The 25,499-nt window shown below is 38.2% G+C and carries 25 protein-coding genes; 5 read left to right on the plus strand and 20 right to left on the minus strand.

Translation table 11 applies throughout. The annotated features are described in order from the left end of the window. Nucleotides 1-183 precede the first annotated feature (183 nt). The 20 genes from L0M98_RS11145 to rbr all read right to left on the minus strand — a co-directional run bounded on the left by L0M98_RS11145 (nt 184) and on the right by rbr (nt 20,091). Nucleotides 184-597: a nucleotidyl transferase AbiEii/AbiGii toxin family protein gene (locus tag L0M98_RS11145; protein WP_237961690.1), complete on the minus strand. Its 414-nt coding sequence runs from the start codon at nt 595-597 to the stop codon at nt 184-186. Then, complete coding sequence (locus L0M98_RS11150) at nt 585-737, minus strand: hypothetical protein (protein ID WP_227215917.1); 153 nt, start codon at nt 735-737, stop codon at nt 585-587. The genes L0M98_RS11145 and L0M98_RS11150 overlap by 13 nt, the downstream gene beginning before the upstream one ends. A gap of 8 nt (nt 738-745) precedes the next feature. Continuing rightward, entirely contained in the window at nt 746-1,063 is a 318-nt protein-coding gene (locus L0M98_RS11155) for a DUF6922 domain-containing protein (protein ID WP_227215918.1), read from the minus strand. Between the two features lie 130 nt (nt 1,064-1,193). After that, nucleotides 1,194-2,147 carry an MraY family glycosyltransferase gene (locus L0M98_RS11160; RefSeq protein ID WP_227215919.1) on the minus strand — a complete coding sequence of 318 codons (954 nt, stop codon included), beginning with the start codon at nt 2,145-2,147 and terminating at the stop codon, nt 1,194-1,196. A 27-nt stretch (nt 2,148-2,174) separates the two neighbouring features. After that, a complete protein-coding gene (locus L0M98_RS11165; protein WP_227215920.1) occupies nt 2,175-3,134 on the minus strand; it encodes an NAD-dependent epimerase/dehydratase family protein in 960 nt (319 codons plus the stop codon). A gap of 19 nt (nt 3,135-3,153) precedes the next feature. Beyond that, nucleotides 3,154-4,320, minus strand: coding sequence for a glycosyltransferase family 4 protein (locus L0M98_RS11170; RefSeq protein ID WP_237961693.1), 1,167 nt, complete (start codon nt 4,318-4,320; stop codon nt 3,154-3,156). Continuing rightward, a complete protein-coding gene (locus L0M98_RS11175) occupies nt 4,317-5,663 on the minus strand; it encodes an alginate lyase family protein (RefSeq protein ID WP_227215922.1) in 1,347 nt (448 codons plus the stop codon). The genes L0M98_RS11170 and L0M98_RS11175 overlap by 4 nt, the downstream gene beginning before the upstream one ends. 388 nt (nt 5,664-6,051) lie before the next feature. Beyond that, nucleotides 6,052-7,164, minus strand: coding sequence for a glycosyltransferase (locus L0M98_RS11180; RefSeq protein WP_227215923.1), 1,113 nt, complete (start codon nt 7,162-7,164; stop codon nt 6,052-6,054). A 232-nt stretch (nt 7,165-7,396) separates the two neighbouring features. Continuing rightward, nucleotides 7,397-8,524, minus strand: coding sequence for an O-antigen ligase family protein (locus L0M98_RS11185; protein ID WP_227215924.1), 1,128 nt, complete (start codon nt 8,522-8,524; stop codon nt 7,397-7,399). Between the two features lie 32 nt (nt 8,525-8,556). Then, on the minus strand, nt 8,557-9,570 hold the full coding sequence (locus tag L0M98_RS11190; RefSeq protein WP_227215925.1) for a glycosyltransferase: 1,014 nt from the start codon (nt 9,568-9,570) through the stop codon (nt 8,557-8,559). Between the two features lie 105 nt (nt 9,571-9,675). Then, complete coding sequence (locus L0M98_RS11195; RefSeq protein WP_227215926.1) at nt 9,676-10,260, minus strand: acyltransferase; 585 nt, start codon at nt 10,258-10,260, stop codon at nt 9,676-9,678. 66 nt (nt 10,261-10,326) lie between these two features. Then, nucleotides 10,327-11,574 carry an ATP-grasp domain-containing protein gene (locus L0M98_RS11200; protein WP_227215927.1) on the minus strand — a complete coding sequence of 416 codons (1,248 nt, stop codon included), beginning with the start codon at nt 11,572-11,574 and terminating at the stop codon, nt 10,327-10,329. Next, nucleotides 11,550-12,752: an ATP-grasp domain-containing protein gene (locus L0M98_RS11205; RefSeq protein WP_227216072.1), complete on the minus strand. Its 1,203-nt coding sequence runs from the start codon at nt 12,750-12,752 to the stop codon at nt 11,550-11,552. Before L0M98_RS11205 ends, L0M98_RS11200 begins: the two co-directional genes overlap by 25 nt. Before the next feature lie 8 nt (nt 12,753-12,760). Next, nucleotides 12,761-13,876: a DegT/DnrJ/EryC1/StrS family aminotransferase gene (locus L0M98_RS11210; RefSeq protein ID WP_227215928.1), complete on the minus strand. Its 1,116-nt coding sequence runs from the start codon at nt 13,874-13,876 to the stop codon at nt 12,761-12,763. A 6-nt stretch (nt 13,877-13,882) separates the two neighbouring features. Then, nucleotides 13,883-15,322, minus strand: a complete 1,440-nt coding sequence (locus L0M98_RS11215) for a lipopolysaccharide biosynthesis protein (RefSeq protein WP_227215929.1) — start codon at nt 15,320-15,322, stop codon at nt 13,883-13,885. Nucleotides 15,323-15,489: 167 nt separating this feature from the next. Next, nucleotides 15,490-16,641, minus strand: a complete 1,152-nt coding sequence (gene wecB / locus L0M98_RS11220; RefSeq protein WP_227215930.1) for a non-hydrolyzing UDP-N-acetylglucosamine 2-epimerase — start codon at nt 16,639-16,641, stop codon at nt 15,490-15,492. A gap of 2 nt (nt 16,642-16,643) precedes the next feature. Then, complete coding sequence (gene wecC / locus L0M98_RS11225; protein ID WP_227215931.1) at nt 16,644-17,849, minus strand: UDP-N-acetyl-D-mannosamine dehydrogenase; 1,206 nt, start codon at nt 17,847-17,849, stop codon at nt 16,644-16,646. A 9-nt stretch (nt 17,850-17,858) separates the two neighbouring features. Next, nucleotides 17,859-18,563, minus strand: coding sequence for a hypothetical protein (locus L0M98_RS11230; RefSeq protein WP_227215932.1), 705 nt, complete (start codon nt 18,561-18,563; stop codon nt 17,859-17,861). Between the two features lie 5 nt (nt 18,564-18,568). Next, nucleotides 18,569-19,093 (minus strand): UpxY family transcription antiterminator, encoded by a 525-nt coding sequence (locus tag L0M98_RS11235; RefSeq protein ID WP_099293720.1) that lies wholly within the window; start codon nt 19,091-19,093, stop codon nt 18,569-18,571. Nucleotides 19,094-19,512: 419 nt separating this feature from the next. Then, nucleotides 19,513-20,091, minus strand: a complete 579-nt coding sequence (rbr, locus tag L0M98_RS11240) for a rubrerythrin (RefSeq protein ID WP_227215933.1) — start codon at nt 20,089-20,091, stop codon at nt 19,513-19,515. 250 nt (nt 20,092-20,341) lie between these two features. Between rbr and L0M98_RS11245 the strand changes: the two genes are divergently transcribed. From L0M98_RS11245 to L0M98_RS11265, 5 genes are all read left to right on the plus strand, one after another. After that, nucleotides 20,342-21,034, plus strand: a complete 693-nt coding sequence (locus tag L0M98_RS11245; RefSeq protein WP_227215934.1) for a 4Fe-4S dicluster domain-containing protein — start codon at nt 20,342-20,344, stop codon at nt 21,032-21,034. Nucleotides 21,035-21,113: 79 nt separating this feature from the next. Then, nucleotides 21,114-22,190, plus strand: a complete 1,077-nt coding sequence (locus L0M98_RS11250; RefSeq protein ID WP_227215935.1) for a CoB--CoM heterodisulfide reductase iron-sulfur subunit B family protein — start codon at nt 21,114-21,116, stop codon at nt 22,188-22,190. Between the two features lie 78 nt (nt 22,191-22,268). After that, complete coding sequence (locus L0M98_RS11255) at nt 22,269-23,291, plus strand: FAD-dependent oxidoreductase (RefSeq protein ID WP_227215936.1); 1,023 nt, start codon at nt 22,269-22,271, stop codon at nt 23,289-23,291. A gap of 82 nt (nt 23,292-23,373) precedes the next feature. Next, nucleotides 23,374-23,721 carry a 4Fe-4S dicluster domain-containing protein gene (locus tag L0M98_RS11260; RefSeq protein ID WP_227215937.1) on the plus strand — a complete coding sequence of 116 codons (348 nt, stop codon included), beginning with the start codon at nt 23,374-23,376 and terminating at the stop codon, nt 23,719-23,721. A 4-nt stretch (nt 23,722-23,725) separates the two neighbouring features. Further along, nucleotides 23,726-25,489 carry a (Fe-S)-binding protein gene (locus L0M98_RS11265; protein ID WP_227215938.1) on the plus strand — a complete coding sequence of 588 codons (1,764 nt, stop codon included), beginning with the start codon at nt 23,726-23,728 and terminating at the stop codon, nt 25,487-25,489. The last annotated feature ends 10 nt before the right edge of the window (nt 25,490-25,499 follow it).

Genomic DNA, 25,499 nt, shown 5'->3' on the forward strand with positions numbered 1-25,499 from the left:
CCATGGTAAATCAATGGTATTCCCAAGGATATACTACCCTTCTGCCGTAGCCCTGCCAAAGCTTCCCCAGAGCACAAATATACCAGAATAGGGTTGCTATATTTGAGCAACGAAGAGGCTATGAAAGAGAGAGATTACAATCCTAGTAACAGGATAGGAATACGGATGATTTAAGATATGAATCTACACGGGTAACTCAACAAATTTCTTGTCCGGACTTCTCCGCATTTCATTCAGACGTTTCGCTATTTTCTTCCAATTGAAACAAGCCTTCCCTGTCATTTTTATTGGCTCTTCAAAGTTAATATCCTCAAAATACGTCAAGGCTTTAATGGGAATAAGTAAATTCATTTTATATTTTCTCTCGTAAGCATTTAACATCTCGTTCAAAGATAAACGGGTAGATAGATAAGCTACATCTATAAAGTCTTTTACCCGAGTACCATTTCCGGCTATAGCATTTAACTTCATCGCCGCAATATCACTCAAATCTGCTAAACGGATATCACATTCTTCTCGTGGAAGGGCAAGCCATGAATAACAATGTGCAATACAATCAATTTGCACTCCTTCAATTTCTCCTTTTATAGTGTGCATTTAGCTATAAAGTCCAATTCCAAATTATACTCGGAAATCAAGTAACCGGACAACTCACCCTCATCAAAAGAAACATCTGAAAATAAATCCAAATCAACACCACCGACTAATACAAAATCTTTTAAAGCCGCATCTCTCATCAGACACTTTAGCAACTCAAATGTTGAGGACGTAGCCGTTTCCGTGAATAACATTTTAACTCTTCTTTTTTTATATCAAAAACAGCACAGACAAATGACATATCTTTAGCGTTCATCACGGGTATCTCCTTGATACTTTCTCGAACCCCCTCTTCCCCATACATGTTCAACATGGCGTAGAAATCATCCACACGACCTCGCTCCACTACTCTCTGTACGACGATATTCTTCATCGTCTGCCAATCAAAACGAGATAAATCGTACTCCCATAAAAGACTTTCTCGAATTTTCGCTTCCCTATGTTGTTTATATTTATCGAAAAACATATACCATTATGATTTATGCAAATATACGCATTTTTTGTCAGATATCCTATATTACAGACTATAAACAACAATGCCCCGGGCTTTCCCGAGGCATAACAAATTCCGTAATAGAAAATCCGAATCTCTCTATTTATCCAATCTTTAAATGCAAATTAAAATACCTTCTCATAAACCACACATATCCCCCACCAAGTAATACCAAGCTTGCCACCAAACAGACATAATGCAACTCCGGCAGAGCCAAATACATCGCAACAATCCCCCCTTGTACCAACATATACAACGCAGAAACCACCACATGCGGCATTTTCAGTTCGTTTGCCATCAATTGGTATGCATGCTTCCGATGCGGCAATCCTATATTCTCGTGCAACATCAACCGATGCACGATCGTCAACACGCTATCTACCCCGTAGACTACTAAAAATATGATATAACTAAAATCACCCGTCGTCAGTATTAATTTCCCCAGCAAAAACAAAATAATAAAGGCGATACCGACAGAACCGACATCCCCGGCAAAGCATTTTGCCTTCTGCCGGAAATTAAAAAAATCAAACACAACCACGCCTATTATCATCGTGTAAATCATATCACTTTCAACAAACGAAACAACCCGTGTATTCACGTAAACCAACCCACAAAGCACCACCAAACTATATCCTCCCGTGATTCCATTTATGCCGTCCATGAAATTATAAGCATTTATAATCCCCGTGCAAATCACCAAAGCAACAAGCAAATACCACCAAGGCAACTCCAGCATTCCCCACTGGTAAAACATTAACAACATCGCCAAGAAATGTATTCCTAATCTTAACCCGGAAGACACCGAACGCACATCATCCACGAAACTCACCCCAGCAATCAATGTTAACCCCAACATAAACCACGGGTACATGAAACCACTCGCCGCGAAATAAACCAACGCTCCCAAGTAAAATACAATTCCCCCTCCCCGCAACGTGATCCTCGTGTGCGAACTTCTCTCGTTAGGACGATCAATAATATTAAACCTATCCGCCAACCGAAAATAAACTAATTCCAAGGCAAATAACATCACAACCACGAACAAATAATACATCTGAACTCCCAATCTGAAATCGTAAATCTAAAATTTAAGATCAATAAATGATTCTATCGTCTTTCTAAGCCCATCCACGGCTCTCACCGGCATCCGCTCTATCCCCAACGCCCTCTTAATCTTCTCGTTCGAAACCACGTAATTCTCGGTCAACTTTCTCAACCGCTCCAGATTCAACGGCAAATGCAACAAAGTACCCAATCCAGCACAATCTTTCACCAACCCTTTATTCATATGCCATATACGTGTTTTTTTCCGCATCACTTCACACATAACCCGAATTAATTCATTCGTGGATACCGTTTCATCATCCGCCATATGATAAATCCCGGAAGGCACATCCTTTCCAATCAGCCCGTTCACCACGTAACAAAGATTATCCACCGAGGTAAACGACCTCCTGTTCTCGAAATCCCCCAACGGCCACGGAATCCCTTTCTTCACCACGTTAAACAATAAATTTAAATTTCCCTTGTTCCCCGGCCCATGAATCATACAAGGCCGTAAAATATACACCTTCTTCCCTTGCATTCTCAATTCCTCATTTTTAACTTTCAATCGCTCCAAAATATAATTCTCCGCAGCAATCTTACTCTCCCCGTAAGGTCCTTTCGGTGTCGGAATCACCTCCTCCGTCAACTTATCCCCTACCACAAAATCCGCTGCCGCCTTTACCGAACTAAAGAAAATAAACTTCTTCGCCGAAGATTTCACGAAATAATCAAACACCTTCTGTGTTAATCCCGTGTTTATCGTAAAATACGTCTCCGCCAATGCCTCATTTTTCGTATCATGCGCTTTCCCCGCCAAATGCACGATCGCATCAAACCCTTCCAATCCCTCCAACTCCTCCCACGAATACGTCCTCGCTACCCCCTCTTTTTCCGGGGTAACAATATCCAAACCATAAAGAACATGCCGATCTTTCAAGGACAACACAAGATTAGAACCCACGAAACCGTGGATTCCTGTAATAAGAATATTCATAAATATACACCAAATAAAACTAACGACACTCAAGAATAGAGCGTGCCATCTCTTTCATTATATTTTTTCGAGCAAACCTTTTAACAAAATCACCCTGTTCTTGCTCCCCACCATCAAACTTCAATATTTGTTCCACCATACTCTTAACATCAGTAGGTGCAAACAAGATATAATTACTTAAATTCTCTTGAATAAATTGACTAACATAACCGCCGACACCTGCTATAATAGGTTTATCAAATGCCGCATATTCAAATAATTTCGACGGAAGCACTTTCTTAAATGCCTCCAAATCATTTAAATGTAAAAATAGAAAATCTGAATCATTATAATACCCTATCAACCTTTCTCTTGATACCGGATTTAATAATTCCACATTATGAACCCCCAACTCTTCAATCCTATCCTTCAACAATGTCTTCATTCCCCCATCCCCGATAATCCGAAAAAAATAGCGTTCTCCCAATTTCTGCGCCGCCATTGGAATCACTTTTTCCAACCCCTGTCCACTTCCAATATTCCCGGCATAGGTAATTATTTTTACCCCTGAAACTTGTCGGGCAAATTTCGGAACATCAAGAAAAATATCATCTATCCCATTCGTAAAATACGAATAAGCAGACTTTCTATATTTTTCAAAATACGTTTTAAATCCTTCCGACACTAAATTAATATGCTTTGCCCCCGCAAATGTATACCGTTCAATCCATCCCAAACAGCTCCCTGCCGGAATTCGGAGCATCTTCCTCCCCTTGAATACGTCCTTTATCGTATCAACAAAAATATCACGTATATCCAAATACAAAGGAATTCCCTGTTTACCCGCAATTTTTCTACCTAAAAAAGCTGTAAACAATCTCGAAGAAGAAGCATACACTAAATCATAATGCTCTTTTCCCGCCAATCGCAAGGCCTCTTTATAAAATACCCGAAAAGAACGAGCCTGATCAACAAAACCACTCTTATGCTCCGGTACACGAATCCGATCTATCCTATAATTATCACTTATTTCCCTTGCTTGTACCTCAACATGAAAAGACCGATAACGATTCGGCTGTGTCGTAATCACATGAATCCAATCTTTTTTATCCATCTGCTGTAATACCTCCCGAAATAATGATGTATTACGAAATGACCCGGCACAAAGATCCGGTTCAAAATAAAAAGTCAAGAATAAAATTTTCATTGTATAATAGTCTCTAGCCTCCTGTCAAAAGAAATTCGAAAACTTCGTCGTTCTTCTCTTTTATTAAATTCTGGAGCATACATAGACGTAAATAGTGTAATCTCACGTGCTCCATCGAACTCTATACAGTAATCCGATCCGACAAGCCTGTTTCCATCTAAAACAATATTCTCTTTAGGCATGAAATGCAAATAAGCAGTCCCCTCTTGAGCAACTTCATCAACAATTCGGATATGCTCTTCCACCTTTTCCACACCACGGGTATGCAAACACCCCAAACGTTTATAACCATCATGTACGGCAACAATACGTTCTTCTTCATCACAAAGGACTTGAACCCTTGCCCGTCGAGCCACACGATGTCCCGCCCAAACCTGACTGGAATTTTGTCCGGATACAACCACGGTATTGTGAGCTGCCGTACTTCTTTCATAAAAACGAGTATTATTCACCTCGTACGTGGAAGTTCCGGTATCGACAATGACAGGTCGTCCATTGACATATAACTCAAAACTAAATGTATCCGCATGTGCATGCCCCGGTTGATACTCCGGTCCAACTTCTCCCACATCCATCAACAACTCAAACTTCCCAAATAGTAATTTCCGATATCCGGACTCCTTCAATTTCACTTTTTTACAACATGTGATACCCAACCGTTGCCCGTATTCCATCAAATCTTTTGCCAAGGGAGCAATTCCAAAAGCAGCATCATTTAATAACGGCATCTTTCCATCACGATAAATAATCTCCTTTAACCATCCCAACATTGCTTCTGCCTTCTCCCTCAAAAAAACTTCTAACTCTCTCCTGAACAAAGTATTGCTATGCACCAAATTGTAACAATCCAACACCCGATACAACATAATACAATGATACATCGGACTTCTTTCAAAATGTCCCCCATCCTCTAACACCTGTTCACGCAATTCTGGTACCAATATTGATTTTGCCTTTTTATAAAAAGCACTATCATTAAAATAATATGCTCCGAATAACAATGCAAAACCATTTTCCAGCAAATGATTTCCCAGCAAATGATATTCAAGCTTACCAATCAACAAATTCAATTGCGTATACAGAGTCGTATCGATATCAACCTCCTCTATATTATGACTCGACAAAAAACGAATCCAATTTACAGATCTTAACGACAAGGGATAAGGTTCCACTCCCATATTGGCTTTCGGGAAATGCTGAATAAAATCACGAATCAGTCGCATCCCCTCCTCCACGCTTATCACTTCCTGATTTAAAAATTCAAAATAATTCAAATTATACCCCCACAACCTTCCCAACTCAACACATTCCCAATCAACCTTCTCACCAAAAGACTTTTGCAAATTCAAGAAATTAAACGTATTATTTCCCAAATACGTTCTTTCATTAGATAGAAACGGAACAAAATTTAAAACCCGTGCAACAGGAACAATGTCAGAAATTTGCAAATATTGAGAGTGAAATCGTCTTCCCCACAACTTTACACGATAACGCCACTGGATCGGTTTTAAATACTTAACCGTATTCCATAATATATCAATCCTACTGAAAATTGACATTTATTTCAAAGAACAATGTTAATTGTTAGTACTCAATTTAAAAACATTATTTTTTACAATATCTAAAATTATAAATTTAAAAATCAGAACTTTTATCAACATATCGCCCAAATGATAGTTCAGTAAAAAAACAGTAAGTTCAATTTAGATATACAAACAAGTAAAATATTATTCATTGAAAATATCTTTTTAATTCAGCATTATATTTATTATTACTAATTTCACAACTCTTTTTTTTACAATTATTTATCAATAAATCTCGGAATGTTTCATCCATCATCCGTCTTAGTCCCCTCGACAAATCATTAACATCATTATGACAGACTGATATTCCAACCCCCCACTTTTCTACAATTTCGGATAGATACGTACCTTTAGCCACAATAATAGGTAAACAACAATGCACCGCTTCATACAACTTATTTGGCAAAGCTATTTTAACATTAGGATTATCTGCATCATAAACGGCATAAACACAATCCACCATACCGTATAACTTTGCTATATCCGTATTATAAATATACTTACCAGTAAATGTGACATATTCCTTGTCTTTACAGTAATCAGTTATCTGTTTATAACCATCGTTAGTTTCACCCGCTCCAGCGAACAAAACATTACATCCTATTGTTTTTGCCGAATCCACTAACATTTTCATCTGTTTTAAATAACGAATCCCCCCTATGAAACCAATAGTAAATACACCATCACTTTTCTTTACATATTTTCTTAATGGCTCATCATCTGGAATATTAGGCATAAATATCAATTTATCTTTAGAAATCAAACGATAGTAATGCATGTCGTAAAATTTCTCTGAAGTAACGACTAAATTATCAACATATTTAAACAAATGTACCTCTTGTTTTTTTATTATGTATGTTAAAAATCGAGAAATTGCCGAATGGGGTAATTCAATAAAACATTCCCTCAAGTCTGCTACCTCATATATAATTTTACACCATGATTTTTTTTTGTATCTAGAAGCAATAGACAGAGAATCCAATCCTTCGGTATAGATCATTTCCGGATTGTATTTTTCCAAAAGTCCACCTGCTATTTTAGAATATTTAGAAGATGCTAAAATACGCTGAAATATGTACTTCGATGGAGGAAGATCAATATTAATAATCTCATGAACAACATCGTCATAATATGGTTCATAAACATCCTGTGACGTTCTTCGCACACATATTACAACAACTTCTCCACAAAGTTTAGCCACCCCGATGCGTTTGTTCATTCGAGGATTAGGGATATGAGTAAGCAAGAAAACTGTTTTCATATTATTGTATTACAATCTATAATCTTAAAACATCACTATTATCAAGAATATGTTAAAGAACTATTTAGTAATTATTGATCTCTTAAATAATTACATGGATTCGATGTGTTAAATAAGTTTTATAAGCAAAATTCATTATTCAAGCCATGCGACAAATCTTTATACGAGTATGGTTCTCCTGTTCTAAAAAGCACATATAAAACAAAAAATAACTATGATATAAAAATAACATTCAACTTTCCCGATAATTATCCCTATGAATTAAAACTAATATTCCAATAAATGTACCGAAATTATAACTTATTAAATATGAACCAGAAGCCATAAGAGGAATTACCATCGTCATAAAATATTTAACTAAAATATTTCTTCTATTCTTATCAGATAGCGTATACACATACACCAATTTATATATAAAATAAATGAATAGAATTGACCCTATAATAATTCCCCAATTCAAATATAACTCTAGAATTATATTATGACAATACACTCCCGCTAATATAACTCGATCTCCCCATAACCCCATACCGACAATTGGATTATCCCAAAATTTCTCCATCACTTTATCATAGATATAATCACGACCAGAAGTATAAGTTATATTATCTGATAATAACAAACTCAACGTGCGAGACTGTACTCCAACTCCATCTAACCATTCTAAAAATAAAGGCAAACTACATGCGGATATTAAGGCAAATAACATTATAGGCAAAACAAACCGCCTATTAGCTTGAAAAATATCGTAACACACATACAAAATAAATATGATTGCTGCTCCTCTTGAGCCTAATACTACTATAACAATAAACAAAAATAATGCCGCACACAAAGAATACCATTTTTTTCGAGTGTATAGTGATACGGCAGGCAATAAAAGTCCGTATGATAAACTCATATTATATGTTGTTATAACAAATTTACCACTAAAAAAACTTATCACATAATATACGATCAAAATAACAACACCCCATGATATTTTGTACAGAACTTTTTCTACAACGTCAATACCTGACACGCAAGTCAAACATAATGCACTTGGAATTACCACTGGCAACAAAAAACGAAAAGAATCATACCACAAAAAAAAAGCATTTTGTGGAAATATAATAACGTTACATAACAGAATTATAATCGTTACAATGTAAACAGCAAAAAACAATAACCACTTTCTATAAAAAGATATACCGATAGCAATACTTAAAGGAGCTGCTGTCAACAATATTCTATAAAATGTTGTACTTTCTTCTGCCACATGAAAAATAGACATCATCACATGTTGCATTATTACCAACAAAGATTGTAGCAAAACAGCAAAAACGATATAATTATCTATATTTTTACTCCAATTTCTCATTACAAATCATATATTCAAGCATCTATACGCATTTATAAAGATCTTGTAAATAATCTTTTTACACGCCCCAAGAGTCCCCGATAACGAACAATAATTCTTAAACTAAACTCAAGAACATGCATCTTTTTTAAATAAAGCAAATATCCTAAGTCCTTCTTATCTAACGGATATAATATATTAAACGATTTATCAAAACACAGATATTTAAAAAGAGCTCTATTATAATTTAATTTAACTTGCTTTTTGTACAATTCAGATAAACTATCTCGTAAACACAGATACATTCGCAATTCCCAAGATGAGAGCCGAAAACGATAAACGTCTATTACTGAATTGGCTCGAGTAACAGAACCTTGATTTTTTCTATATACACCTGTTACATCTGGCAAAAAATGAATTTTACCTAACATAGACAAAGAATACCATAATTGTACGTCTCCCATTTTTAAATAGCCTGATTTAAATAAGAAATAATCCGACTCAACTACTTTATGATATAGCTTAGTTCTCACAAGAATAGTCAATGTCTGAATTCTATAATCTTTCAAAATATTTTCAGGCTTAACTCCTAAAGCTTGAATATTACTATTAATTTCAATATCTTTAGAAAGATAAAATTTGTTTTCTTGTTCGTAAAAATAACGAAAAGAAGTGTGTGACATGGAATAATCCAAATGTGTTTCCAGAAAATCAACTTGTTTCTGTAACTTATAAGGATCAATCCAATAATCATCCCCTTCACACATAGCAATATATTTTCCTGTACAAGCAGCACTCATTATTCTACCTAATGAGCCATCATGCTTAGAATATTGATTTTGAGTCTCGTAAATAGGCTTAATTATATTCGGATATTTTTCTGCATATTCACGTATTATAGCAACCGTACCATCCGTAGAAGCATCATCATGAACAACAGCCTCAAATCTAAAATTGGTTTTTTGCATTACAAAACCTTCCAAACATTGTCGAATATAAGGGCCATGATTATATGCTAGACAACGAATTGAAACCATTAATTCGTTATTATCCATTTGATCATTCATCACAAGAAAATATTACAAATAACATTAAGGTAATTACTCAATATTAATACATACAATTAATTATAAAGCACCTTCATATTCCCAAAAACAAATTTATCTCTAAACTCAAAAATGTTTAGTCCAATCCATAAGCTCCACAATTCTCCTCCTTTCATCTGTAGGCTTTTGTCTTTCTCCTATTTTTTTTGCAGGACTTCCAACATATATCCCCCATGGATCAACATCTTTATTAACAAATGCATTCGAACCAATAACTGCACCTTCCCCTATTGTTATTCCTGGCATAATAACACTATTAGCACCTATATAGGCATCATTACAAATAGTAATATCTCCAAATCTTGTAGCATGTACACTTTCTGGAAGATGTTCACTTGTATAATAACCATTAAATTCATAAGTAGAACCTAATATTTTAGTTCCCGGTCCAACAAAACATCTATCACCAATAGAGATATTAGCCCAACCTTCAATTACACACTGCCAGGTTATACAACTATATTTACCTAATTTAAAAGATTCTTTTGCATCAATAAACGTATAATCTAAAATAATTGAATGATCATCAATTTCCGCAAACTGAGGATTAATAATTTTGGCAAGATTATAAATGCGAACATCTTTACCACAATACTTCAACTTGTCTTTAACATTCTCCCCCATGAGTTCCGTATACTTTATTCCTTCCATAACAAATTAAATTTATTAATAATAAATTACAAAAACGGTTGTTAACAAAATATTTTCATTTCAAAATTACAAATACATTACATACACGTAATCCTCAATACAAAAAGCATATTTATTTCTTATCTCTGAATTAGGAAATTCAAAATCTATAAAGCCAATCAAACCTGTACCATTGCGACTTTCCTCCAATTCATCCCCCAAGCCAACATTAATAACTTTTGATATTACATAATTTTCTATTTCACTATCTATATATATACCTGCAAATATCCCATTCTCATGAGGAAAAATTAAATGGTGTGAAATACACTTAGTTTTGCATTCCTGATTTTTATATTCTTCATAATAACTTTTCTCTCCGACACAAGTTGATACTAATAATTTAGTTAAATTAACGCTACTAAATTGTTCGATAAACTCAGGAAGATTTCGTCCACCTTGTCTAGTATTAATCTCTATAACAAAAGGTTCATTTTTATCTGTAAAATATAATTCCACGTTATATTGCCCCAATCTTATGCCTACTGATTTAAAAATTCGACTAAAAACATCCTTAATTGAATCAAAAAACTTATCATTGACATTTAAAGGTCCTGAATATGTCATAGGTATCATTGGAACCTTTGAACTTCTTTGTGTATAAAATATACCATCCCAAATAATATCATCATCTATCACAAAAATATCTCCTTCATAAGTAGTCAGTGAAGGCATAGTAACAAACTCCTCTATTGAAACTTTACCATTCCAAGATAATTTCGCACTCTCCCCAAAAGCATCTTTTATATAGCATTCATCAAATTTATCTACTTTATAAATACCTCTTGAGGCTGAACATTCGCAAGCTTTAATTAGCACTGGCAATTTCATTACCTTTATCCTATCTATAGCAGCTTCACAAGAAGCTACTTCATAATGCTTAGGACTATAAACACCTATTTCTTTTTGCAAAGTTCTAAATCTTGTTTTATCTGCTAACATGTTAACACTATCAACACTATTGCCCGGCAATAAAAGTTTTTCTGACACATAAGCAACAATTGGCATTGCTTGCTCAGAATTTGAAATAATACCATCTACTTGCTCACTAATGGCTATTTTAAGAACTTTATCCTTATCCAAATAATTAATCTGATAATGCTTATCAACAAAAGGAAGTCCTGGATTTGTTAAAGTAAAATCACAATCAACCACATAATAACCTAATTGTTTTGCCATTTTTATAAGTTTTATTTGGTCATTACTGGCACCTAGGATTAAAATTTTTATTGGTTTGGTCATAAGCTCTATCAAACTACTTCTATTTTTAACCATTTACTTGGATTATTTACTATATTCTCAAATTCTTCATAGGAAGAGAATTTTAACACCAACGTTCCTAATGCATTATTTGCTCCTTTAAAAGTATCTACTTTATCACCGAGCTTGACCCACAAATCCTCCTCTATAATATAAGGTCGCATTTCCTCAGAAATATGAAGCCGCTCAAAAATACCATCATTACTAGAATGGAGAATTATTTCTGCCCAATAACCATTATAAGGTTGCTGCTCTATTTTTATCACTTCATCCCCAACTGCTGCACGTACAGCATTAGTAATTAAATCCACACCTGTTGCATGCCTCAACATTTCTGATAAACGATTCCCCCCTCCTCTCGGTGAAACTTCCATAATATAGACTTTCCCATTTTTACCAACCCGAGTTTCAACATTGTAAAGTGAAGTTCTCATATTCAAAAGAGACAATAAACGTTGCAACTCTAATGCCAATTCCATCTCATATTTTCGCCCCATCATTGAAGGCCAACCATAAGCTGAAGGGACAAAGGGATTAGAAGCATTATTATCAAAATATTGTGAAGAAAAAGAAATAAATTTCAACTCCCCATCTACTGAAAAACAATCCGAATCAGAAGAACAGCCAGCTTGCTCTATAAATTCTTCAATAATAACACGTTTGGATATCGAATACTTCATTGCATAATAAAGAGCTTTCTCCAACTGTTCAAAACTATCAACTTTTGTAACCCCCTTACTTCCTGCTGAATCAGTAGGTTTTACTATTACAGGAAAAGGATACCAAGACTTCATAAATAACGCCTCTTCAACAGAAGAAAAGCTCTTTGATTTAGGTACATTAAATCCATGTTCTGCTAAAAAATTCCTAAATCGATCTTTATTTTGTAATATCAAAACTGATTCATACGGATTACCAGGAAGCCCCATCCGTTCTTGCACGTAAGCTGCTGTTACCACTCCCGGATCAACAGCAAATGACATTATCCCATCTATTTGAAGTTTTTGAGCTAAATTTAATACAGCTTCTTTATCAATGATACTCACGTCATAATACGCATCCGAATATTTATGAGCAATATTATCAGGGAAATAATCACAAGTGATCACATAATAGCCTAGCTGGTGGGCAGCCTCTATAACGGGTAAAAGATAACGTAAGCCACCAAGTAACATCAATTTTTTTTGTTCCACATGTTCCATTATTTCACTATTGAATCTAATACTTGCTCCATCTCTTTCATTGTTAATGCATGATGCATTGGTAAACAAATTACACTCTCAGCCATTGTCATTGCACAAGGTAGATTTTCCAATCTTGAACTTTCCAATCCTCGATAAGTTGAAAAAGTACTAATTAAAGGATAAAAATAACGACGACCGAGAATACCACGTTCTTTCATCTTGAAATAAAGATCATCACGTGTCATCCCGTATTGCTCTGCATCAATGAAAATAGGAAAATAAGAATAATTATGTTTTACATTAGGCATATCATCAAAAAAGCGAATACCATAAACCCCACGCAATCCTTCTCTATAACGATTAGCTACTTGCTGACGAACTACAATAGCTTGATCAACATGCTTTAAATTTAATAATCCATAAGCAGCTCTCACCTCATCCATTTTACTATTTATTCCTGGAGCAACGACTTTACTTTCCCCTGCAAATCCAAAATTCTTTAAATAATCAATTCGTTTCTTAGTCTGTTCGTCATGCATAATCAAAGCCCCACCTTCTATTGTGTTATACACCTTAGTGGCGTGGAAACTCAATGTAGACATATCCCCTGCTTTTAATAAAGATTCCCCATTAACCTCAACCCCAAAAGCATGTGCAGCATCATAAATTACTTTTAAACCATATTGATCGGCAATTTCCTGTATCCGTTCCGTATCACAAGGTTTCCCATAACAATGCACTGGCATAATAGCCGTCGTTCTAGGAGTTATGGCCGCTTCTATTCTATTCGGATTAAGATTACAAGTCTCTGGATCTATATCCACAAATACAGGTTTTATACCATTCCACCACAAAGAATGCGTTGTTGCCACAAAACTATACGGAGTAGTTATTACCTCTCCCGTGATTCGCAAAGCTTGTAATGCAGTAATTAAAGGCAATGTTCCATTCGTAAAAAGACTGATATAAGGAACTTTCAAATAATCCGCCAAAGCCACTTCCAATTTTTGATGAAAACAGCCATTATTGGTGATCCACTTACTATTCCAAATTTCCTTAAGCAACAGATTGAATTCCTCTAAATCAGGAAGAAGTGGGGAAGTTACTGTAATTTGTTTATTTTCCTGAATCATATTCATTTAATTATTGTTCCGATGTAATAAATCTATCAACTCCTTCCATTCACGAAATCGTAAACACGAAGCCAATAACAAGTAGTAAAGAACACCCACACAAACACCACAGATCAATTGCACCAAAGCTCCCCAAGACAAGTAATAAAGAAACGTGTATACCACGCCTCCCATGGAAATACTTAATAATAACGTAGGTGTTAAATCTCGCATCTGGCAGACGAAACCGACATGAATCAATTTTCCTGTATAATAAGTATTAATAACCAATGCTATTAAAGAAGAAAAAATAGTTCCCACACACATAGCCATTAATCCCATAGGTATCGTGATACAAAGAATACCAACTCCTATAATTTTCTTTATTATTTCAAGGCGCAAGAAAAGATCTGATCTTCCCTTTACTTGTAACAAGTTAAGATTTATGGCATGAACGGGATACCACATCATACTAAAACAAAGAATTTGTAATAATATAGCTGTAAAAAGCCATTGTTCTTTTAATAACATTAATATCAACGGTTGAGCTACGGCTGCCAACCCCATCATTAACGGAAAAATAACAAACGCCGATAGACGCAAAAAACGTCTATAGACATCAGCCAAGCGATTATCATCATTTTGTATAGAACACAGCACAGGATAAGTAACTCGTTGCATGATTCCGGTCAAATTAGAGGACGGGAAGTCTGAAAATTGTTGTGCTCTCGTGTAATACCCCAAATCAGAAGCAGAAAACACTCGTCCAATCACGATTAAATAAATATTTTTATATATAGTTTCCAGTAAACCAGAAGCTAATAACTTTGAACCAAAACCAAATAATTCTCTAAACGATTTCCATGAATAACACCAAGTCGGTCGCCAACTAGAAAAATACCAAAGAAGTGAAACGTTAATACCCAAATTCAGTAATTGTTGAATAACGATAGACCAAACACCATAACCGTTAGCAGCCATCCCAATGCCGCAACACCCCGATAACAATGCCGCAATTAAAGCAGCCTTGGCTTGCGTCTTAAAATCAACACGAGTTGTTAACAATGCTCTTTGTACTACCACAAATGAATTTACGAACACACTAATCCCGATCACCCGCATGATTAACACCAGAGAGGGTTCTTTATAAAAACTAGCAATTAAGGGAGCACAAACAAAAAGTAGCCCGTACAGAATAACACCTATCCCTATATTAAAATAAAAAACCGTTGAGTTATCCACCTCTGTTCGATCTTGCTTACGAATAAGAGCTTGAGAGAATCCACTGTCTATTAATGATTGAGATACAGCCAGAAAAATTGTTAACATCCCAACTAAACCGTAATCATCAGGCGTTAACATTCGAGCCATAATAATCATGACAACAAATTGTATCCCTTGCACAGAAAAACGTTCAAGAGAACTCCAAATAATTCCGCGAAAAGTTTTTTGCTTCAAAGATTCCACCCTATTTTATTTTTATCAATCTTAAAATTTAAGCATTCATCCCCCTCTATAAACCGCCCATTATGAATTTTTATACCCGCCACAATTGCTTACATTTTTTCAATTATCCTTCAAACGGCTACTTTTGATACTAACCAACGCCACATTTTCCAATGAATACATCGCTTCTAATTAAATTTATTACCTATCCGTTCACAAGCCTTCCCATCTCCATAAGGATTTACAGCTTCACTCATTATTCCATAGTAATCTTGATCATCTAACAAACGAGAAACTTCTCTCATAATTCTATTATAGTCGGTTCCCACCAATTTCACAGTTCCCGCCTCCAACGCTTCCGGCCGTTCCGTTGTATCTCGCATCACGAGCACCGGTTTTCCTAATCCCGGAGCCTCTTCTTGAATTCCACCACTATCCGTTAATACAATTGTCGATTTCTCCATCAAATACACGAAACTCAAATACTCCAAAGGCTCGATAAAAAACATATTCTCTAATCCCGACAAATCTTCACCAAACACTTCATGTATCGGTTTTCTGACATTAGGATTCAAATGCATCGGGTAAACAAAATCCACATCCGGATATTTTTCCGATAATGTCTTTATCGCTTGACACATACTAATAAATCCATCTCCAAAATTCTCCCTTCTATGCCCGGTAATCAAAACTAATTTCTTACCATCATTCAAACGATCCACGTCATACCCTGCCTTTACCAAGGCACAATTCAAGCCAAAATCTAACGTTTTATCATTCTTTATCCTATCAACAACCATGTATAAAGCATCAATCACAGTATTTCCAGTCACGGTTATAGACTCCTCTTTAATTCCTTCATCCAACAAATTCTGACGACTTAACGGAGTTGGAGCAAAATGATACGTTGCAATTCGTCCTGTGATTTGTCGATTCATCTCCTCCGGCCACGGGCTGTAAATATTGTGTGTTCGTAATCCGGCTTCAACATGTCCCACGGGTATCTGCTGATAAAAAGCCGCCAAAGCTGCTGCGGTTGAAGTAGTTGTATCCCCATGTACCAATACCACATCGGGTTGCGTTTCTTTCAACACATCACGCATCCCGGTCAAGACCCGTGCTGTCACGTCATATAAATCTTGCCCTTGCTTCATGATATTCAAGTCATAATCAGGCTCGATTTCGAATATATGAAGTACTTGATCCAACATTTCCCGATGCTGACCTGTCACACAAACAATAGTCTGGAATTGTTCCGGATATTTCTGGAACTCTTTTACCAAGGGTGCCATTTTTATAGCTTCAGGACGGGTCCCAAAAACCAACATTACTTTTTTCACGCTTATTTTTTATAGATTCCACAAAAATCAAGAATTACTTTCTCATCTGTCCAAGGTAATTCTCTGAACACATCGTGAGCCACCAACATTACCACGATATCCGCCTGCTCGTAAGCTTCTTTATAATTGGTTAATTTAAATACCTTATGCTCGTTCACATTCGGCTCAACCACGAGTATATCCGCATTACTACACCCCTGCATTACCTTCGTCGTGATATATTTAGCCGGAGATTCACGTAAATCATCAATATTCGGTTTGAAAGCCAACCCCATCATGGCGATAACAGGCGTACGATGATGTTTTAATTGAAATTTAAGCATCTCGTTCTGTACTTTTTCAGCACACCAAAAAGCTTTATAATTATTAATTTCTCGGGCATCAGCAATAATTTTAGACTCTCTCGGGAAATCTGCCGTGATAAAATAAGGATCAACAGCGATACAATGTCCCCCGACACCACATCCCGGTTGCAGAATATTCACGCGGGGATGCTTGTTAGCCAAATTAATCAATTCCCACACGTTAATTCCCGCTTTATCACAAATTAAAGAAAGCTCATTAGCAAAAGCAATCTGCACATCACGAGAAGAGTTCTCGGTCAACTTACACATCTCTGCCGTACGAGCATTGGTACAATGCAAAGTACCTTGAACAAATTGTGAATAAAAAGCAATTGCTTTTGTTGTTGATTCCTCGTTAATTCCTCCAATCACCCGATCATTATGGACTAACTCATAGATCACATTCCCAGGCAATACCCGTTCTGGACAATAAGCAATATATATTTTATCCCGTAATTCCGGACGTTCCGTGTAAATCAAATTCATCATCTTTTCTGTTGTTCCCACCGGAGACGTTGACTCGATTACATACAAATCATTCTCTTTTAGCAAAGGCAACACGGCTCGTGTAGCCGCTTCCACGTAAGAAATATCCGGTTCATGATTTCCTTTGAAAGGTGTCGGAACAACCATAAAATAAGCCTCACTAACTTCCGGTTTCAAAGAAGCTTTTAACAACCCTTTTTCCACCACTTCCTGAAGATATTCCTCCATTCCGGGTTCTATGATATGCAATTTTCCTTGATTAGTTAGAGCAACAACTTCCGGATTTATATCCACTCCAACAACTTCAATCCCGTGTTTTGCGGCAATAATCGCCGTGGGCAAGCCAATATAGCCTAACCCCATAAAACAAGCTTTCATAAATTATTTTTAGATTAATGAATATTCCTTTAACGCTAAATTGTCAAAGCATAATGTTGAAACCGTCAAATCTTTACTATCAATATCTTTCCCAAACTGCTTCCAAAACTCTTCTTCAAGCATCAACATATTTTTTACCTTTTCATGTTTTTCTTCCCCAATGATATTCTCGTAAAATTCTTCTGCCCGATACCAATTCCATCTATTTTCCAATGGTTCTTCAACAGATTTATTGAAAATTTCCGTTCCCCTCTCCTTGATAATCTCCCCCGCCAACTCCGCACACCTCTCCTCTCCCGTGAAATAGTAACAGCTACACAACAACCGACATATTTCCAGAGTCCGACAAGGCAACACGATCTCATCACCCCCTTCCGGTGATATGATCCCATAAGCGGCATCCAACGCAATATCCAGAAAATCCATATCGGAATAGGTCAAATAAGTTTCCATCAAGTCGGCAACATACCCCACTCGATCTTCCAATGCAATAGACTGATCTTGTATCAAATCCGCTAACTCCCCTGCTATTTCCCGAATCCGTTCATGGATGTCCCACTGGCTACCATACACTTCTTCCAGCCAAGGATTTACCCTTACCATTGAATAAACCGATAAATACCCGTGCAATAAACCGGACAATGCAGACGAGGGGAATTCCTCGATTGGAATATCCGATAATTTTTTGTACAAATCATTAAGATTCATCGCCACAATCGCTATTTAATTTTTTCTAAGAAAGAACCGGGGATATATGACGTGGCAATAGAAACCACGCCTTCCAGTTTCACGATCACTCGTTTATGTCCTTTAATCCGAATTAATTCGCCCTCAAGACCGATCAACGGGCCTTTGATTACTCGTACTCGGTCACCACGCTTTAATTCTTTATTGATTACCTCAACTGTACTATCCGAGAAATCGAGCAAGAACATGAAATCCCGCATTTGTTTATCGGGAACAACCAATAAATGACGAGTTGCCAAATCTTTTAAATATACAACATTTATACCTTGCTCGTTCACTAAGGAATAAGCGGTCACTTTATCGGTTTTGATAAAAATCAAATGAGGAATAAGTAGCACTCGCACATGCTTTTTCCCAGAAGGAGTTTCTCGTACTTCGTCCCGCATGGCCAAGTAGTTCTCCACTCCCATCCCGTCTAATCGTTTCTTGATTGTCATCTCCTGGTTGATTTTGGTGTACGCCGCAAACCAGTACAACTTTCTTTCTACACTTGACATGCTTAAAGTTTATCGTCTTCGGATATTTCTCGTGATTGGTTACAAAAAGAAAATAGGAAAAACGTCCGGACACACTTCGTGCATTGACCTTTTTACATTAGGAATTTACGTTTTTACCATATGCCCCACTTATCATCCTTAAACAGGTACAACTTGTGAGAACTGTCTTTTCTCGGGGAAACCGATCCTTTCAATTATTTGTCACAAATGAACACACGCCAATTTGTTTCAAAAATTGCAATCAATCCGAAAAACTATCCGATTAATGCGTTGCAAATATACCAAATTTTCGGATTACGCAAATTCAAGAGCAATTATTTTTCTTTTTATAGAATCGCTCTAAAATATATTTCAACTATAAAAAAGGAGCAGTCCCAAAAGTAATCTTTGGGACTGCTCCTTTCTAACGATATCGAAATCTAGTATAATTCTTGGAATAATTCAAAGAATGCCTGCGGATGCAAACAAGCGGGACATACTTTCGGGGCTGCCGGTCCCTCGTGGATATAACCGCATTTGCGACAATACCATCTCACGGTTTGCGGACGTTCGAATACCAAATTTTCTTGCAGATTGGATAACAATTTACGGTATCTTGTCTCGTGATTTTTTTCGGCCTCGATGATCATTCTGTACATCACGGAGATATCCTTGAATCCTTCCTCTTCCGCGACTTTGGCAAATTCGGGATACAAGTGATGCCATTCGTCATATTCTCCCTCGGCAGCTTCAATCAAATTAGAAGCCGTGTCGGCAATAATACCCGCGGGATAAGCCGCCGTAATCTCTAACATACCACCTTCCAAACGACTGAAGAAGCGTTTAGCATGAGTTTCTTCCTGCAATGCCGTCTCGTAGAAAATACCGGCGATCTGTTCGTAACCTTCTTTCTTGGCTACTTTGGAGAAAAACGTGTAACGATTTTTTGCCTGAGACTCCCCGGCAAATGATTTCAATAAATTGACTTCCGTCATGGAACCTTTAACATTTTTTGCCATAGCTTTTTCCTTTTCTATACGAAAAGAAAAAGTTGCAAGTTACAGGTTGACAGGTTGCAAGTTCAAATATAGTTTGTTTCTAAATAACCCGCAACCCGCCAATTTGCAACATATCACCGGAAAGGTAGTTCCCGGTGGTATAAATACCATTCACATTTACGCATTTTCATCCTTTAGTTCTCGTTCATTAAAATATAATTTTGTAACCATAGAAATTTATGGAGAATAAATTTTCACACAACAATTAGATATGTCTGAGATATTAAACAAATTACGTGAAGATATTCACTTCATTGAGGGGATGAACAGCTGTATGAATTGCGGGGTATGCACCGCCATTTGTCCGGCCGCGGAATTCTATAATTACGATCCCCGGGTGATCGTGGAAACCGTACAAAGAGGAAACGAGGAAGAGATAGAGAAATTACTGAAAGGAGAAACTATCTGGTATTGCGGGGAATGTATGTCATGCAAAACACGTTGTCCTCGTTGTAATACTCCCGGACTGATTATCATGGCGTTGCGTAAGGCTTCGCAGGAACTGGGCTATTTCGTTTACTCTGAAAAAGGACGCCAGCAATACGCTTTAAAGCACGTGATCGGGGAATCCATTCTGGCTAGGGGCTACTGCGTGACACCCGACCTCGTGAAGCCGGAGATGCATCCGGAACAGGGGCCAGTGTGGGAATGGATTTACGAACATTTGGACGACGTGTACGAACGCATGCACTCGAATTATCGCAAACCGGGAGCGGGCGCCCTTCGGGAAGTAGATAATGAAAGCATGGAAGAGTTAAGAAAGATTTTCGACGTTACCGGCGGTACGGACTTTCTGAACAATATAGACCAATGTTCTCAACGCGAGGCAAACAAAGAAAAGGTTGATTTGGAAGAAGCCTATTTCTTGAAAACATACATGGAGAACACGGGAGAACATCAATAATGCAATTGAAAATTGAAAATGCAAAATTGAAAATGAATCCCCAATTTAAAATCTAAAATTTAAAATCTAAAATTGGAAGATGAATTTAGAGGGAAAACAACAGATATGGAATGATTATCAGAAAGAGATCGCGGATGATCATTATTTCTACGCGAGGAGTTGTATCCGGCAGACGTTCTTCCCGGGTTCGGAATGGGCGTATTTGGACATCATGAAGAACAGACTGGGTAAAGATATCATCGACGACCCGCGCCACACGACATGTACCGGGATCGGGTATCATTCCGATATTGTTCCGGCGGAAACGATCATGACCGTGGTGGCACGCCACTTCGCACTGATGACAGAAGCAGGATACGAGAACATGACTCCCTCGTGCATTACCTCTTTCGGAATATATACAGAGATTCTGGAAACGTGGGAACACCATCCGGAAATTGAAGAAAAGATCCGCGAATACTTGTGGAAAGCTACGAAACGGGAATTCAAGAAACCGAAAAATCTGGCACACACCTCGGATATCGTCTATAAATTCAGAAACGAAATTGCCGAGCAATCCAAACACAAACTGGTGGACGTCCACACGGGAAGACCGCTAAGAGGGGTCGACCACATCGGGTGCCACTACTCCAAAATGTTCCCCACGAAAGGGATCGGGGGAGCTGAATTTCCCGCCGTACTGTCCGGGTTAATCTACGCGTGGGGCGGCGACGTGATTGATTACCCGGAAAGAAGACACTGTTGCGGGTTCGGTTTCCGTCAATACCTTGTTATGGCAAACCGGGGATACTCCGTGGCGAACTCGAAAAAGAAATTCGAATCCATGCAACCGTATCAACCCGACTTTATCGTGGCTAATTGCCCGGGATGCGCCATGTTCATGGATAAATGGCAATACACTATCAGTGAAATGGAAGGCACCACCTACGGGCAGGACGGGTACGGCATTCCCGTGCTGACCTACGAGGAACTTGCCGCGTTGGTATTGGGTTACGATCCGTGGGAAATCGGCTTGCAGATGCACCAAGTATCCGTGGAACCCTTGTTAGACAAGATGGGAATCCCTTACGATCCGGACGCAAAATACAAAAACGCACGAGGGGAAAACATAGGCACCCCGAAATGTCCCACGTACTTGAGAGTTGCAAATTTATAATGTTAAACCGCAAAATTGAAAAAAGAACCATGAAGTCATTCATTTTCAATTTTCAATTTTCAATTTTCAATTGAATACATGGCAAAAGTCATCATCATCGGTGGAGGTCCGGCAGGCTGTGAGGCAGCACACCAATTGGCAAATCAAGGTGTCGAAGTAGAGTTGGTCGAGAAGAACAACGAAACAGGTGGCAACTTGAATAATTGGTATCAATTGTTCCCCGACCGCAAATACGCTAAAGATTTAAACACGATACTAAAAAGACACTTGGAACACCCGAATATCCGGCTTCATCTCGGGATGGAACCAACCAACATCGAGAAAGATAAAAACGGGAAATTCAACGTTCCCCTGTCAGACGGAAGCCTCTTGGAAGGTGACTCGCTTTTGGTCGCTACCGGATTCAAAACATTCGATGCCCGGCGAAAAGAAGAATACGGGTACGGGATATACGAGAACGTCATCACTTCCGTAGAATTGGAAAACATGTTCTACAATCACGCCATCACGATGGCTGACGGACATACCCCGAAACGGGTTGGAATCATCCATTGCGTGGGTTCCCGTGACGAAAAGGTATGTAATTACCACTGTTCCAAACTCTGCTGTATCACGGGAGTGAAACAAGCTATCGAGATACGGGAATTGTTACCTGAAGCAGAAATCCTCTGTTTCTACATGGACATGCGTATGTTCGGTCCGGGATACGAGGAAATGTACCGCGATGCCCAAGAGAAAAATAACATCAAATTTATCCGCGGGCGATTGTCCGAGGCCGCCGAGAATATGCAAAAACAACTGCAAATCAAAGTCGAAGATACACTTGTCGGGAAACCGTTACGGATGGCGTTGGACATGATGATATTGTTGGTCGGCATGGAATCCTCGGAAGGCACCCGTCAGACCGCGGAAAAATTAGGTTTGAATCTAGCTCCAAACGGATTTATCCAGTCACAAGACCCGCACTACCGGAATAACTTCACCAACATGGAAGGCGTCTTCGTGGCAGGATGCGGAAGTGCCCCGATGAACCTGACCGATACGCTGGCAGATGCCCGCTCTGCCGCGAGTTCAATAACACAATACTTAAATAATTTATGATTTAGAATTAAAAACGCAAAAAGCGTCAGCCCGTGTGGTTGGAATCTTAAATCTAAAATTTAAAATCTAAAATTAAAAGGGTATGATAAATTTCTGGGGATATAGCATATCGGAAACGAGGAGTATCAATTACGACAGAAACGACAAGGCGATGACAGAATACATTGCCAAGACCGTCCCGAGCAGCAAGCTCTGCATCGGTTGCGGGGGATGTACTGCCGGTTGTACCGCCGGGAACCTCACGAACTTCAACATCCGTAAAGTGCAAATGCTCATGAAACGGGGTGAAACGAAAGACACCAAAGAGCAACTGCAAAAATGTATGCTGTGCGGGAAGTGCATGCTAGTATGTCCAAGAGGCGTGGAAACCCGAAAAATGATACTCGAAATGCTGAATTTCATAAGAAATAACCATAAACTAGAAGATTGAAGCTATGTACTACGACCATTTTGTCCTACCTTTCACGATTGGGCTTATAACGCTACTGGTCTACTTGTGTATCAAATACTACAAGTGGATTAAGAGTTTTCCCAAGGAGGAACGCAAGAAAATCCGTAAAGGGTTATTCTCCTTGCAAACGATTCGTTCCGGGTGGGAAATATTCCGGGAGAGTTTGCTACATCACAATATATTCAAAACCAACCCGATGCTGGGTTACATGCACATGACCTTCGCTTTCGGTTGGTTTCTGCTGATAGTTGTCGGGAAAATCGAGTCCATGATATACCATACCAGTGCATTTAATCCCCCCTATTTTGCCATCTTTTTCCGGTATTTCCACCCGGCTAATGAAACCTTCCCTTACAGCGAAACTTTTGCATTCTTGATGGATTTAATCCTGCTATTCTTGTTAATCGGCATAGGATTAGCTGTTACCAAGCGATTCTATTCCCGCCTTTTCGGGATGAAGAAAACAACCAAACAGAGAGCGTACGACTTATTGATACTGACCGTACTCTGGTTGATTTTCCCGGTACGATTTCTTGCCGAAAGTTTCACGAGCGGTTTGAATGGCGGGGGAAGTTTTCTCACGTATAACGCGGGAAACTTCTTTAGCGGCTTCCTCCCGTTGGAACACCTATCCTATCCGGCATGGTGGGTTTATTCATCCCTTCTCGGGTTATTTTTCTTGTTATTACCCTTTTCGCGCTATATGCACATTCCCACGGAAATGGTATATATTTTCTTGAAGAACTGGGGAGTAAAACAAGGTAGAGAATACAACGGGTTCAGTAAAATACAAGTCAACTCCTGCTCCCGTTGCGGAATCTGTATCAACACGTGTCAATTGAACAGCTCATGTGGTATCAATGACACGCAACCGGTCTATTTCTTACGCCGTATTCGTAATCACGAACCACTCTCTCAACAAGCCGAAGATTGCTTGATGTGCGGTCGTTGCGAAGAATCATGCCCCGTGGGAATCAATTTGAACGCCATCCGGCAAAGTCAACGCCCGGATACCATTCGTGTGACGAAAGACACGTACACTTACGTGCCACAACCGCAAGTAAAAACGGCGAAAGTAGCTTACTTTGCCGGTTGTATGAGTCACCTCACTCCCGGAATTATCAAATCCATGCAGCAGATATTCGCGAAAGCTAACGTCGATTACTCGTTTATTGACGAAAAAGCCGGAGTCTGTTGCGGACGCCCGTTAGCTCTTTCGGGAAATTGGCAAGCAGCTCAAGTTGTTATGGACAAAAATCAGGAAATGATCGAGGCGTCAAACGCCGATATACTTGTCACCTCCTGCCCGATATGCTACAAAACCTTCAAAGAGGATTATACCTTGAAGGCAAAAGTGATGCATCACACGGAATACATCGAAATGCTACTTCGGAACGGGCAACTAAAGGTCAACAACATGGATCTGAAAACCGTGTTCCACAATCCTTGCGAATTGGGACGAGGAAGTCGGATCGTGAGTGCCCCGGAAAACGTGTTGAATCAAGTAAGTTACAAGATAACAACCGTGTACGACGGCAAAAAATCACTTTGTTGTGGTGGCAGCCTAGCAAACACGGCTATCGATTCCAAACAAAAAACAAAAATCAGCGGGGACACGGTAAAAGCTTACGCCGCTTATCATCCGGATGTAATCGTAACGGCATGCCCGCTATGCAAGAAAACATTAAGCAAAACTTCAACCGAGATTCCGGTTCGAGATATAGCGGAACTGGTCGCAGAAGCATGAAAAAAGCCGC

The organism is Butyricimonas sp. DFI.6.44 (assembly GCF_022132345.1).
Classification (GTDB): Bacteria; Bacteroidota; Bacteroidia; order Bacteroidales; family Marinifilaceae; genus Butyricimonas; species Butyricimonas muris.

Coding starts and splice junctions, on each gene's coding strand:
- L0M98_RS11190 (WP_227215925.1), bottom strand. CDS start 9,570: ATGAATGATCAAATGGATAATAACGAATTAATGGTTTCAATTCGTTGT.
- L0M98_RS11165 (WP_227215920.1), bottom strand. CDS start 3,134: ATGAATATTCTTATTACAGGAATCCACGGTTTCGTGGGTTCTAATCTT.
- wecC (WP_227215931.1), bottom strand. CDS start 17,849: ATGAAAGCTTGTTTTATGGGGTTAGGCTATATTGGCTTGCCCACGGCG.
- L0M98_RS11180 (WP_227215923.1), bottom strand. CDS start 7,164: ATGAAAACAGTTTTCTTGCTTACTCATATCCCTAATCCTCGAATGAAC.
- L0M98_RS11255 (WP_227215936.1), top strand. CDS start 22,269: ATGGCAAAAGTCATCATCATCGGTGGAGGTCCGGCAGGCTGTGAGGCA.
- rbr (WP_227215933.1), bottom strand. CDS start 20,091: ATGGCAAAAAATGTTAAAGGTTCCATGACGGAAGTCAATTTATTGAAA.
- L0M98_RS11185 (WP_227215924.1), bottom strand. CDS start 8,524: ATGAGAAATTGGAGTAAAAATATAGATAATTATATCGTTTTTGCTGTT.
- L0M98_RS11245 (WP_227215934.1), top strand. CDS start 20,342: ATGTCTGAGATATTAAACAAATTACGTGAAGATATTCACTTCATTGAG.
- L0M98_RS11150 (WP_227215917.1), bottom strand. CDS start 737: ATGAGAGATGCGGCTTTAAAAGATTTTGTATTAGTCGGTGGTGTTGAT.
- L0M98_RS11195 (WP_227215926.1), bottom strand. CDS start 10,260: ATGGAAGGAATAAAGTATACGGAACTCATGGGGGAGAATGTTAAAGAC.
- L0M98_RS11265 (WP_227215938.1), top strand. CDS start 23,726: ATGTACTACGACCATTTTGTCCTACCTTTCACGATTGGGCTTATAACG.
- L0M98_RS11155 (WP_227215918.1), bottom strand. CDS start 1,063: ATGTTTTTCGATAAATATAAACAACATAGGGAAGCGAAAATTCGAGAA.
- L0M98_RS11160 (WP_227215919.1), bottom strand. CDS start 2,147: ATGTATTATTTGTTCGTGGTTGTGATGTTATTTGCCTTGGAATTAGTT.
- L0M98_RS11210 (WP_227215928.1), bottom strand. CDS start 13,876: ATGATTCAGGAAAATAAACAAATTACAGTAACTTCCCCACTTCTTCCT.
- L0M98_RS11145 (WP_237961690.1), bottom strand. CDS start 597: ATGCACACTATAAAAGGAGAAATTGAAGGAGTGCAAATTGATTGTATT.
- L0M98_RS11260 (WP_227215937.1), top strand. CDS start 23,374: ATGATAAATTTCTGGGGATATAGCATATCGGAAACGAGGAGTATCAAT.
- L0M98_RS11250 (WP_227215935.1), top strand. CDS start 21,114: ATGAATTTAGAGGGAAAACAACAGATATGGAATGATTATCAGAAAGAG.
- L0M98_RS11235 (WP_099293720.1), bottom strand. CDS start 19,093: ATGTCAAGTGTAGAAAGAAAGTTGTACTGGTTTGCGGCGTACACCAAA.
- L0M98_RS11170 (WP_237961693.1), bottom strand. CDS start 4,320: ATGAAAATTTTATTCTTGACTTTTTATTTTGAACCGGATCTTTGTGCC.
- L0M98_RS11200 (WP_227215927.1), bottom strand. CDS start 11,574: ATGGTTAAAAATAGAAGTAGTTTGATAGAGCTTATGACCAAACCAATA.